Source organism: Solimonas terrae (assembly GCF_011067135.1).
Lineage (GTDB): Bacteria > Pseudomonadota > Gammaproteobacteria > Nevskiales > Nevskiaceae > Solimonas > Solimonas terrae.
Window position 1 is genome coordinate 51,637 of record NZ_JAAMOW010000003.1, and the last position, 11,913, is coordinate 63,549.

The window sequence follows — 11,913 nt, forward strand, 5'->3', positions numbered from 1 at the left end:
CGGTCAGAAGAAGCGGTCGGCGGCGACATCGAGCGCCAGACCCATCAGGTCTTCGGCGATGCGCGCGAATTGTTCGTAGCGTGGGTCGGATGTCGCACCCGAGCGGAAGCGCAGATGCAGCTGCTGCAGGATCACGGCGGTCTTGAACATCGCCAGCACGCGGTGGAAACGGAAGTCCGAAACATCGAAGCCGGTGGCGCTGGCGTAGGCGTCGACGACCTCGCGGCGCGACAGGAAGCCCGGCTGGGCGGTCGGCATCTGCTGCAGCGCATGCATCACCGGCGGATCATCGGCCTGCGTCCACCACGACAGCAGTGCGGCAAGATCGAACAGGCCGTCGCCGCGCGTACCCTGATCCCAGTCGACCACCGCGACCGGAGCCAGCGTGTCGGGGGCGAGCAGGATGTTGTCGAGCTTGTAGTCGTTGTGCAGCAGGACGATGTTTTTGTCGGGCACCACGTTGGCGCGCATCCAGCGGCCGAGTTCGGTGATCAGCGCGTCGGTGCGGGTACGTCCCCAGTCCGCGGTCGCCAGCGTCGCGCGCTTGATCCAGCCTTCGACCGCGCGATGGAGAAAACCGTGCGGCTTGCCGAGATCGCCGAGGCCGACGGATTCGGGATCGATGCGATGCAGCCGTGCCAGCACTTCGACCATCATGTTGCTGAGCTGAAGCCCGATGTCGGCTTTTCCGGCAAAGGCCGCAGGCAGTTCGTCGCGCACCGACAGGCCGCGCCGGAATTCGCTGATCTGGAACGGCGCGCCGAGCACGCTCGCGTCCTGGCACAGATGCAAGGCGCGCGGCGCCAGCGGAAACTGCGGGCCGATGTGCGAGAGGATCTTCGCTTCGCGTGCCATGTCGTAGGCACCCGGCGGCAGCGGCCCCATCGGCGGGCGGCGCAGCACGGCCTCGTGACCGTCGATCATCACCAGATAGTTGAGATTGGCGAAGCCGCCGGCGAACTGCCGCGGCGCCGGTTCGATCGCGAGCTGCAGGCCGTGAGTGGCCAGATAGTCGCGCAGCCGCGGCCAGTCCTGCACGACCGTGTCGGTGGCACTGCGCAACTGGATCGTCGCCGTGTCCATCAGCGCCCCTCGAAGACGGCGGCGCGGCGCTCGCCGAAGGCCTTGATGCCTTCCGCGAAATCGGCGGTTCCGACCATCAGCGACTGGGTGTCCGCTTCCCAGGCGAGCATGGTGTCGAGCGGCATCGGCAGGCGCGAGAGCACGGCCTTGGTCGTCGCCACGCTGGCCGGCGGCAGCGCGGCCAGCTTTTCGGCCAGCGCGACGGCGCCGGCCAGGACCTGACCCGGTTCGGCGAGGCGATCGGCGAGGCCGATGGCCTTGGCCTGTTCGCCGCGGACCGGCTCGCAGAACATCAGGATCTCGCGCGTCATGCCGATGCCGACACGCTGCGGGAGACTCCACATCAAGCCGTAGTCGGGTGCCAGGCCGACACGCGCGAAGGCGGCGCCGAACGTGCTGTTGGCATCGACGACGATGAAGTCGCAGGCCAGTGCGAGCGAGAAGCCGGCGCCGAACGCGGTGCCTTGCACGGCTGCAACGACCGGCAGCCGACCGCCGGTCAAGCTGCGCACGCTGCGCTGGCCGCCGAGCATCGCTTTGCGCATCTCCAGCGCGGGAACCGACAGATCGCCGAGGTCGCCGCCGGCGCTGAAGTGCTCGCCGCCGCTCAGCACCAGCGCGCGCAGCGTCGTGTCGTCCTGCAAGTCCGCAAGGGTCTGCGCGAGCGCACTCGACAGCGCGCGATTCAGCGCATTGCGCCGGCGCGGCTGATTGAGGGTCACGATGGCCACGTTGCCGCGGCGTTCCACGAGTACCAGGTCGCTCACGTCTCCTCCGGAGAGCCGCGGCCACGCCTTGTCTGCCGGCGAGGTCGTTGACGATCGATGGGTGTCGAGTATAAGTTGCGTGTCACCAACAAGTAAATATCGACGATGCCCGATCCGGTTCCCGCCCGCCGCACGCAGGAAGAGCGCACTGCCTTGTCCGATCAGCGCATGACGGACGCGGCGGTTGCGCTGATCGTCGAGCACGGCATCGCCGCGGCGACGCTGGCGGCGATCGGCGAACGCGCCGGCTATTCGCGCGGACTGGTCACGCATCGCTACGGCACCAAGGCGAAATTGCTCGCGCACCTGCACGACACCTTCGTGGCGGACTGGATCGCGCGCGTGCAGCAGGCGGTCGGCGAGCACAGCGGCGTCGAGGCGCTGAGCCGGGTCGCCGACGCGCTGTACGGTTTCATCGAGGAGGCGCCGGACGAGATGCGCGTGATGTATCTGCTGCGCTACGCAAGCATCGATCCCGGCGCAGCGTTCCGCACCAGCGTGGCCAGGGCCCACAAGGCGCAGCGCCGCGACGTGCAGCGCTGGATCGAAGGCGGGCAGAAGGCCGGCACGGTGGACCGGCGCGTCGACGCGGCGCTGTCGTCGGAGCTGTTCTGCGCGACCGTCGATGGCCTGATCTATCGCTGGCTGGTCAATCCGAAGATCGCGAGCCGCGCGCTGCACGAGCTGCTGAAGAAGCAGATCACGCTGGCGATCGCCGCGCGCGAATCGACCTGATCCGTCACGGCTCGCAGCAAACAAGGCCGTTGCATGAATACCGCTGCCGCGCCCGGCCAGGGCGCGGCGCAAACGAACGAGGAGACATCGGGCAGATGAAGGTGAGCTATCAGGGCAACAGCATCCGGGTCCAGGCGATCGGCGAGGGTATTGCGGAGTTGTGCTTCGACCGCGAAGGCGAGGCGATCAACAAGCTCGACAGCCGCACCATGCGACAGCTCGGCGAAGCCGTTGCCATGCTCGCGGCGGAGCCTGAACTGCGCGGCGTGCTGATCTGCAGTTCCAAGGATGTCTTCATCGTCGGCGCCGACATCACCGAGTTCGGCGAGAACTTCAAGCTGGCGCCAAGGGATTTGTGTGCGCTCAACCTGCGATCGAACGAGGCGCTGCTCGCGATCGAAGCGCTGCCGGTGCCGGTCGTCGTCGCGATCAACGGCTTCGCGCTCGGCGGTGGCCTTGAACTTGCGCTGGCCGGTGACTACCGCGTGATGTCGGACGCGGCGATGGTCGGTCTGCCGGAGGTCAAGCTCGGCCTGTTTCCCGGCCTCGGCGGCACGGTGCGGCTGCCGCGCGTTGCCAGCGTCGAGGTCGCGATCGACTGGATCGCCGGCGGTGCGCCGGCCAAGGCCGCCGCCGCGCTCGCGGCCGGCGTGGTCGATGAGCTGGCGACGCCCGAGACCCTGCGCGAAACGGCGCTCGTGAAATTGAAGACAGCTGCCGCGGCCGGCGACTGGCGACTGCGCCGCAAGGCGAAGTCCGCGGCCTTGCCGCAGGACGCGGCGTCGGCCACGGCGTTGTTCGCAGATGCCCGCGCGAAGCTGGCCAGGCGTTCGGCCCCGCATCAGCCGGCGGCGCTCGCGGCGGTCGAGCTGATGGAAGCCTGCGTGGCGATCGGCGGCCGGGCGGCGATCGAGAAGGAAGCCGAGGCGTTCGTGCGTATCGCCAGGACCCAGGCGGCCGCGTCGCTGGTGCAGATCTTCCTCAACGATCAACTGCTGAAAAAGAAGTACAAGGCGTACGCCAGGCAGGCCGCGCCGGTGAAGCAGGCTGCCGTGCTCGGCGCCGGCATCATGGGTGGCGGCATTGCGTACACCAGCGCGTTGCGCGGCACGCCGGTGCGCATGAAGGATATCCAGCAGAGCCAGCTCGAGCTCGGCATGGGCGAAGCGCACAAGCTGCTCGCGAAGCAGGTCAGGAGCGGACGGCTCAAGGCCGAGCGTGCCGACGCCATCGCCGCGACGATCACGCCGCAGCTCGACTACGCCGGTTTCGAGCAGGTCGATGCGGTCGTCGAAGCCGTGGTCGAGAATCTCGACATCAAGCATCGCGTGCTGTCGGAAATCGAAGGTCTGGTCGGGGCCGACACCGTGATCGCGTCAAACACCTCCAGCCTGCGCATCGACGATCTGGCAGTCCCGCTGCAACGGCCGGAAAACTTCGTCGGCATGCACTTCTTCAATCCGGTGCCTGCGATGCCGCTGGTCGAAGTGATCCGCGGCAGTCGCAGCAGCGTGTCCGCGGTCGCGAAGATCGTCGGCTACGGCGTGGCGATGGGCAAGACACCGATCGTCGTCAAGGATGGTCCGGGCTTTCTCGTCAATCGCATCTTCACGCCGTACATGCAGGCCTTCGGGCAACTGATTGCCGACGGCGCCGACTTCGTCGCGATCGACGCGGCGATGGAAAAATTCGGCTGGCCGATGGGGCCGGCCTATCTGAACGACGTGATCGGCATGGACACCGCGATCCACGTCTCGCAGATCATCGCCGCCGGTCATCCGCAGCACATGCGCACGAGCTGGCCGGATTCGCTGCAGGTGATGGTCGATCACCGGCGATACGGCCAGAAAAACGGCGTCGGCTTCTATCGCTATGAAGTCGATCCCGCCGGCAAACCGCGCAAGTCCCCGGCGCCGGACAGCCACGAGCTGCTGAAGGCCGTGCAAGCGAGCGGCATCCGCGAATTCGCGGACGCCGAGATCGTCGAACGCATGATGCTGCCGATGATCAACGAGGCGGTGCGTTGCCTCGATGAAGCCGTTGTCGAAACCGCCGCCGAGCTGGACATGGCGCTGCTGCTCGGGCTGGGTCTGCCGCAGTATCTCGGTGGCGCACTGAAGTTCGCCGACTGGCTGGGTCTGGAACGCGTACTCGAATGGTCGCAGCGACTCGGCCATCTCGGTCCGCAGTGGGTAACGCCGCCATGCGTGAGCGACATGGCGGCCAGCGGCGCCCGCTTCTACGGAAATTGAACAGTCCTTCGCGCTCGCCGGCATCGTGAATGCCTGCCGCGCCGTCCGAGCCGCGCCCGGTATCCGCCGGCGTGAACGGTGATTAGTCCTGTAATTGACTAGGCAATAATTTGCCTATATTGTCCGGTCCCGAAATCCATCGTCGTCACGAGTTCCTCGTCATGTCCCTGCCTCCCGTTCTCGCCAAGGGGCTGCGCCTGCCGGCCATGGCGGCGCCGCTGTTCATCGTTTCCAATCCGGATCTGGTCATTGCGCAATGCAAGGCCGGCATCGTCGGCTCGTTCCCTGCGTTGAATGCACGGCCGGCCGGGCAGCTGGAGGTCTGGCTGCAGAAAATCACGGAGGAACTGGATCGCCACAACCAGCAGCATCCGGACCGGCCGGCGGCGCCGTTCGCGGTCAACCAGATCGTGCATCGCTCCAATGACCGTCTGGAGCGCGATCTCGAAACCTGCATCCGCTACCGGGTGCCGATCATCATCACCTCGCTGGGCGCACGCGAAGATCTCAACCAGGCCGTGCATGCCTATGGCGGCATCACCCTGCATGACGTCATCAATAACCAGTTCGCGCGCAAGGCGATCGAGAAGGGCGCCGACGGCCTGATCGCGGTGGCCGCGGGCGCGGGCGGCCACGCCGGCTCGATGTCGCCGATGGCGCTGATTCACGAAATCCGCGAATGGTTCGATGGTCCGCTGCTGTTGTCGGGCGCGATCGGCAGCGGCGACGGCATTCTCGCAGCGCAGGCGATGGGGGCCGACCTTGCGTACATCGGTTCGGTGTTCATCGCCACCAACGAAGCCAATGCCGATGCCCGCTACAAGCAGGCGATCGTCGAGGGCTCGGGCGCGGACATCGTGTACTCGAACCTGTTCACCGGTGTGCACGGCAACTATCTGCGGCCCTCGATCGTCGCCGCCGGACTGAACCCGGACGATCTGCCGCAGTCCGATCCGTCGAAGATGAATTTCGGCTCCGAAGGTGGCGTCGCCGCCAAGGCCTGGAAGGACATCTGGGGCTGCGGTCAGGGCATTGCCGGCGTCAAGGCCGTGCTGCCGGCCGCCGAGCTGGTCGCACGACTGCAGGCGGAATACCAGCGCGCCAGAACGCGGCTGCTCGCCGCCTGAGCGATGGCGCTTTCGCACGCCATTCTGGTGACGCTGCTCGATCGGCCGCACAGCGGCTACGAGATCAGCAAGCGCTTCGACAAGACCGTCGGTTTTTTCTGGCGTGCCCGCAAGCAGCAGATCTACTCGGAGCTGCACAAGCTCGCCGAAGACGGGCTGATCAGCGCCGAGATCATCGAGCAGATCGAGCGACCGAACCGCATCGTCTATTCGATCACCGCCGACGGGCGCAAGGCGCTTGATCACTGGGTCCGCGAACCGACGCCGTATCCGTCGGTGAAGGAAGAACTGCTGGTCAAGCTGTTTTCGCTCGGTGACGTCGAGACCGCCGTGCTGGTCGATCAGGTCGGCCAGCGGCTTGCCGAACATCGCGAACGGCTCGCGTACTTTCACGCGCTGATGAAGACCCACTACCCGAAGCCGGCAACCCTGACCGGCAGAAAGCTCGGGCATTACCTCGGCCTGCGCTGCGGCGTGCTCAACGAGGAGTCGGGCATTGCCTGGTGCACCGAAGCGCTGGGTCTGCTGGAGACGCGTCGCAGGCCGGCCGCGCGTTGACGCTGCTGCGCCGGTCCAGTCCGTTGCAGAAAGGGGCGGGCATCGCCGGGCAATGAAACCGGGTGCGCTGCCTCGGAACGAGAGGAGACAGGAAATGGGCAACACGGCGTCAATCATCGAGATGCTGAGCAGTCCGGAGTTCATCGAGAACCCGTATCCCGCGTTCGCGCAGATCCGGCAACAGGAGCCCGTGTGTTTTCTTGAGCCGTTCAATGCCTGGCTGCTGACGCGCTTCGAAGACGTGCAGACGGCATTCACCGACGATCGCTTCCTGTTCCAGTACGAGAAGAACCAGATCAATCGTCTGGGGCCGCGAGCCGTCGAGCAGGACTACTTCAGGATCGGCCGGGAATTTCTCGTCGTCACCGATCCGCCCAGACACACGCAGCTCAAGCGCATCTTCAGCCAGCCGTTCACGCCGAGGCGCGTGGCCGAACTGGCCGATTCGACGAAGGCGTTGGTCGACTCGACGATCGATCGCTTCGTGGAAAAGGGCAGGGTCGATATCGTCAGCGAGTTTTCGCATCGCGTGCCGCTGGCGATCATCAGCCGCCTGCTCGGCATCGACAGTTCGTACGAGGAGCAGATCCTCGGCTGGGTGTCGGCGTTCTACGCGATCCTGTTCGTCAGTCCGATGTCGGACGAGGAACTGGGCAAGGCCAATGCGACGGCAGCCGAAGCACGCGACTTCTTCCTGGCTTCAATTCGGCGGCGGCGCGCCAATCCAGGCGACGACTTCATCAGCGACCTGATCGTCGTCAACGACCAGGACGACGAGCCGCTGTCGGACGAGCAGATCGCCATCAACGCCTTCCTGCTGTATTTCGCCGGACACGACACCCAGCAGAGCCAGTTCTCGCTGCTCATCGATACGCTGGATCGGAATCCGGACGCGCTGGCCTATCTGCGCGATCACCCGGAACAGATCCGGCAGGCCGCGCCCGAGCTGTACCGCTATGACGCGACCGGCATGTTCATGCCGAGAACGGTGGCGGAAGACCTCGTGCTCAACGGGCGCAGCCTGAAGAAAGGACAGAACCTGATGTGCTCGATGACTGCGGCGAACCGCGATCCGGAAGCCTTCGAGGATCCGGACCGCCTGAAATTCGATCGCAGGCCGGTCAGCAGCGGCGGGCTGCGCAACATGAGCTTCGGCGCCGGCCGCCACCGCTGCCTCGGCGCCAATCTGGCACAGGCCAATCTTCCGATCATGCTGGCCGGTGTGCTCGACCGGCTGAAGAACCTGCGGGTCGAGTGGGCCGGCGCACAACGACTTCCGACCTTCGAGGTGCGCGGATTCGCGCATCTGCCGCTGAGTTGGGATCTCTGATTTGCAGTGAGCGCAGCGATTTCATGAACATCGATTTTTCCAATGCCAATGTCTTCGTTGCCGGCGGCACGTCCGGCATCAATCTCGGCATCGCGCTGGCTTTCGCCGAAGCCGGCGCCAACGTCGGCGTGATGAGCCGCAAGCAGGCGAACATCGATACCGCGCTGACGCGCTTGCGTGCCTGCGGTCGCGGCTGGTTCGCCGGGTACGCGGCCGATGTGCGCTATCCCGAGCAGGTCGAAAAGGCCCTGACCGATTTCGCCCGGGCCCGCGGCCCCATCACGGTGCTGGTGTCCGGTGCGGCCGGCAACTTTCCGGCGCTGGCCCGCGATCTGTCTCCGAACGGCTTCAAGACCGTCGTCGACATCGATCTGATGGGCACTTTCAACGTGATGAATCGCGCCTATCCGCTACTGAAGAAGCCGGGCGCCTGCCTGATCAATATCTCCGCGCCGCAGGCCTGTCAGGCGGTCGCGTACCAGATTCATGCAAACGCCGCGAAGGCCGGCGTCGACCAGGTCACGCGTACCCTGGCCAAGGAATGGGGCAGCGACGGCATACGCGTCAATTCAATCACGCCTGGCCTGATCGCCGGCACCGAAGGGGTCGATCGCCTGCTGCCGAAGAATGGGGCCAGCGAAGATTCGTGCGCCGACATTGCCAGGCAGGTGCCGCTGGGGCGAGCCGGCCAGATCCGGGATGTCGCCAATGCCGCGCTGTTCCTCGCGTCCGACGCCGGCAGCTATATCTCCGGTGCCGTGTTGCCGGTGGACGGGGCGTGGGGCCTGACCGAAATTCGTCTCGGGCCGTCGAGCTGATTTCGAACACGGCAGCAAGGGCGGATCGCGGGCGCGCGGGTCCTTTGTCGGACTGCGTGCGCGGCGCCGCTTCGGCCCTGCCGCCCGGCGGTTGTGCAACGACGGCCTATTCCACCGTCCGGCGTTTCGACGACCGCTTGCGCGGCGGTCCCTCGCGCGCTCTTGCGATCATATGGTTGTATGTATACAATTATTGTATGAATACAACTGTTCGAGTTGCCGCGCCCGCGCGGCGCGGCGTGATTCTCGCCACTTGCTGTCTGAGCCTGCTGGTCGTGTCGATGGATGCAAGCATCGTCAACGTGGCATTGCCGGCGATTCGCGACGATCTGAATGCTTCGCTGTCCGGCCTGCAATGGGTGATCGATGCCTACACCATCGTGCTGGCGAGCTTTCTCATGCTCGGCGGTGCCACGGCCGATCGCTTCGGGCGTCGCCGGGTGTTTCAGTTCGGCATGGTCTTGTTCGTCGCCGGCTCCCTGCTGTGCAGCCTGGCGGGCAGCGTGACGTCGCTGGTCGCTGCCCGTGTCGTGCAGGCGCTCGGCGGCTCGATGCTCAATCCGGTGGCGATGTCGATCGTCGTCAACACCTTCACCGAACCGAAGGCGCGGGCGCGGGCGATCGGCATCTGGGGCGCGGTGGCCGGCATCTCGATGGCGCTGGGACCGCTGGCTGGGGGTGCGCTGACGCAGGGGCTGGGCTGGCATGCGATCTTCTGGATCAATGTACCGATCGGCGCGCTCGCCCTGTTTCTCACGGCGCGTTACGTGCCGGAATCGCGCGCACCGCAGCCGCGGCGGCCTGACCCGATCGGGCAACTGCTGTTGCTGGTCGGACTCGGCGCACTGGTGTTCAGCCTGATCGAGGGTCCGAGGCTCGGCGGGGCGCTGGTGTTCACCGTGCTGCTGGCGCTCGCCGCCTTCGTCGCCTTGCTGGTCTACGAGCCACGCCGGCCGGAACCCTTGCTGGATCTGCGCTTTTTCCACAGCCTGCCGTTCAGCAGTGCCACGCTGATTGCGGTCTGCATGTTTGCGGCGATGGGCGCGTATCTGTTCCTCGGCTCGATCTACCTGCAGGAAGTGCGCGGGCTGTCGGCCTTCCACGCCGGGCTGTGCATCCTGCCGATGGCACTGGCGATCATGGCGCTCTCGCCACTGTCCGGTCGTCTCGTTGCCGCACATGGCGCGCGGCCCTCGCTGCTGATCAGCGGCACGATGCTGTGCATCAGCGCCCTGCTGATGACCGATCTCGGTGTCGACACGCCGCTGTCGTCGCTGCTGCTGAATTTTTGCCTGTTCGGCATCGGCTTCGGCATGGTCAACGCGCCGGTCACCTACGCCGCCGTCTCCGGCATGCCGCGCGCGCAGGCCGGGCTGGCCTCGGCGATCGCGTCGACCAGTCGACAGATCGGGATTTCGCTGGGCGTGGCGATTGCCGGCGCGCTGGTCGGTGGCCATGGTGCGTCGACTTCCTGGGCCGCGTATCCGGCCGCCACGCATCCGATGTGGTGGCTGCTGCTTGGCGCCGGCGTGCTGATCCTGGGGCTGGGCCTGCTCTCGACCGGCGCGCGCGGCCGCGCCAGTGTCGAACGCATCGCGCATCTGCTGCAGGAACCGAGGACCGCATCATGAAGCCGTCGACGGGCAAGGACGCGGATCGTGTCTGGCAGCTGCTGGTTTCGCTGGTCATGGAAACCCGCGGCGACTGGCGGCGCCAGGTCAGCGCCGAAACGGGCCTGCCGTTCAGTCGCGCGCGCGCCTTGTGGCGTCTCGAACACGAGGCGCGGACGCTGAGCGAACTCGCCTGCGAAATGGGCACCGATGCGCCGGCGGCGACCGTCATCATCAACGACCTCGAGCGTCGCGGTCTGGTCGAGCGGCGGCCGCACCCGGACAATCGCCGCGCCAAGCTGGTGTCGCTGACGGCCGCGGGGCGCAAGCTGCTGGCGATCGTCAACCGCATCAGCGACCAGCCGCCTGCACCGATCGCTGCGCTGCCGGCGGCTCAGCTCGCAAGCTTGCGCCGGGTTCTGGAAGCAGACGCGAAGCGATGATCGGCGCCGGGCGACGCTTGCGTCGCGAGCGATCATGGCGCATTGCGAGTGCACGACGAGGGCCGGGCGCGGGCTGCGTCGCCGGCAAGCGGATTACAATCCCGGGTTCGCAGATGGCGCATCCGGTCGACTGATCCCGGATGAGGACGCCCCCGTCGGTCAGATCACGCCCCGGCAAGTGGCTCGGCACCAGCTGCAGGCGCCGCGCGGGCCCGGACGATGTCAACGAAAACTCGAATGAATATCCAGACTGAAGTGCGCCGTTTCCCTGTGCCGGGCGGCATCGAAGTCGTGGCCGATGTCGGCGGCGACCCGTCGCGGCCGGCGGTCATCCTGATGCATGGCGGCGGGCAGACGCGTCATTCCTGGGGCGGCGCGATGCAGGAGCTGCTGCGGCGCGGCTATCAGGTACTCAATCTCGATGCGCGTGGACACGGCGACAGCGACTGGGCGCCCGATGCGGATTATTCGCTGCAGGCGATGGCCGGCGATCTGCGCGCGGTGATCGCGACGCTGTCGTCGCCGCCGGCGCTGGTCGGTGCGTCGATGGGCGGCATCACCTCGCTGTATGCGGTCGGCAACGGCGAGCCGACGCTGGCCAGCGCGCTGGTGCTGGTCGATGTCGTGCCGCGCGTCGATGCCGCCGGCGGCAAGAAGATCGGCGATTTCATGCGCGCGCGGCCGGACGGCTTCGCGACGATCGAGGAAGCGGCGGACGCGGTCAGCGCCTACAACCCGCATCGGCCGCGGCCGAAGGACATTTCCGGGCTGATGAAGAATCTGCGCCTGCGCGAGGACGGCCGCCTGCACTGGCACTGGGACCCGCGCTTCGTGAAGAACGAGGCGCGCGTCGAGCCGCCGCAGTTTGCCGAGGTTCTGCTCGACGCCGCCGATCGCGTGCGGATTCCGACGCTGCTGGTGCGCGGCATGCAGAGCGATATCGTGTCCGAAGCCGGTGTCGCGGAATTCCGTCAGCGCCTGCCCGCGCTTGAGGTCTACGACGTGGTCGGTGCCGGCCACATGGTCGCCGGCGACCGCAACGACGCGTTCAATGACGGCGTGATCGGCTTCCTGCAGAAGCATCTGCCGGGTTCCGTCTGAGCGTCGGACAAGGCGCGCAACGCCCGTGAAAAAGCCGTAGCGAGCGACGGGCGTTTGCGCGTCGCCGGAGCACGGCAGGCGCAGCGTAC

Annotated in this window: 11 protein-coding genes; 9 read left to right on the forward strand and 2 right to left on the reverse strand. The window is 66.5% G+C overall.

Annotated elements, in window-relative coordinates; genetic code table 11:
• Positions 1-3 precede the first annotated feature (3 nt).
• Together G7Y85_RS06220 and G7Y85_RS06225 are read right to left on the reverse strand one after the other, a co-directional pair.
• Positions 4-1,083: a phosphotransferase family protein gene (locus tag G7Y85_RS06220; RefSeq protein WP_166253571.1), complete on the reverse strand. Its 1,080-nt coding sequence runs from the start codon at positions 1,081-1,083 to the stop codon at positions 4-6.
• Positions 1,083-1,850 (reverse strand): enoyl-CoA hydratase/isomerase family protein, encoded by a 768-nt coding sequence (locus G7Y85_RS06225; protein ID WP_166253574.1) that lies wholly within the window; start codon positions 1,848-1,850, stop codon positions 1,083-1,085. Before G7Y85_RS06225 ends, G7Y85_RS06220 begins: the two co-directional genes overlap by 1 nt.
• Positions 1,851-1,955: 105 nt before the next feature.
• On the opposite strand from G7Y85_RS06225, the gene G7Y85_RS06230 reads away from it, so the two are divergent.
• The 9 genes from G7Y85_RS06230 (at position 1,956) to G7Y85_RS06270 (ending at position 11,824) form a co-directional block, all read left to right on the forward strand.
• Positions 1,956-2,585, forward strand: coding sequence for a TetR/AcrR family transcriptional regulator (locus G7Y85_RS06230; RefSeq protein ID WP_241696045.1), 630 nt, complete (start codon positions 1,956-1,958; stop codon positions 2,583-2,585).
• 95 nt (positions 2,586-2,680) lie between these two features.
• Complete coding sequence (gene fadB / locus G7Y85_RS06235) at positions 2,681-4,837, forward strand: fatty acid oxidation complex subunit alpha FadB (protein ID WP_166253577.1); 2,157 nt, start codon at positions 2,681-2,683, stop codon at positions 4,835-4,837.
• A gap of 161 nt (positions 4,838-4,998) precedes the next feature.
• The gene (locus G7Y85_RS06240; RefSeq protein ID WP_166253580.1) at positions 4,999-5,964 is read left to right on the forward strand and encodes an NAD(P)H-dependent flavin oxidoreductase; all 966 of its coding nucleotides are present in this window, start codon (positions 4,999-5,001) and stop codon (positions 5,962-5,964) included.
• A gap of 3 nt (positions 5,965-5,967) precedes the next feature.
• Entirely contained in the window at positions 5,968-6,522 is a 555-nt protein-coding gene (locus G7Y85_RS06245; protein ID WP_166253583.1) for a PadR family transcriptional regulator, read from the forward strand.
• 94 nt (positions 6,523-6,616) lie between these two features.
• Positions 6,617-7,852: a cytochrome P450 gene (locus G7Y85_RS06250; RefSeq protein ID WP_166253586.1), complete on the forward strand. Its 1,236-nt coding sequence runs from the start codon at positions 6,617-6,619 to the stop codon at positions 7,850-7,852.
• 23 nt (positions 7,853-7,875) lie between these two features.
• The gene (locus G7Y85_RS06255; protein WP_166253589.1) at positions 7,876-8,670 is read left to right on the forward strand and encodes an SDR family oxidoreductase; all 795 of its coding nucleotides are present in this window, start codon (positions 7,876-7,878) and stop codon (positions 8,668-8,670) included.
• Positions 8,671-8,867: 197 nt separating this feature from the next.
• Complete coding sequence (locus G7Y85_RS06260; protein WP_166253592.1) at positions 8,868-10,301, forward strand: MFS transporter; 1,434 nt, start codon at positions 8,868-8,870, stop codon at positions 10,299-10,301.
• On the forward strand, positions 10,298-10,723 hold the full coding sequence (locus tag G7Y85_RS06265) for a MarR family winged helix-turn-helix transcriptional regulator (RefSeq protein ID WP_166253595.1): 426 nt from the start codon (positions 10,298-10,300) through the stop codon (positions 10,721-10,723). Before G7Y85_RS06260 ends, G7Y85_RS06265 begins: the two co-directional genes overlap by 4 nt.
• Positions 10,724-10,960: 237 nt before the next feature.
• Entirely contained in the window at positions 10,961-11,824 is an 864-nt protein-coding gene (locus G7Y85_RS06270) for an alpha/beta fold hydrolase (protein WP_166253598.1), read from the forward strand.
• Positions 11,825-11,913 lie beyond the last annotated feature (89 nt).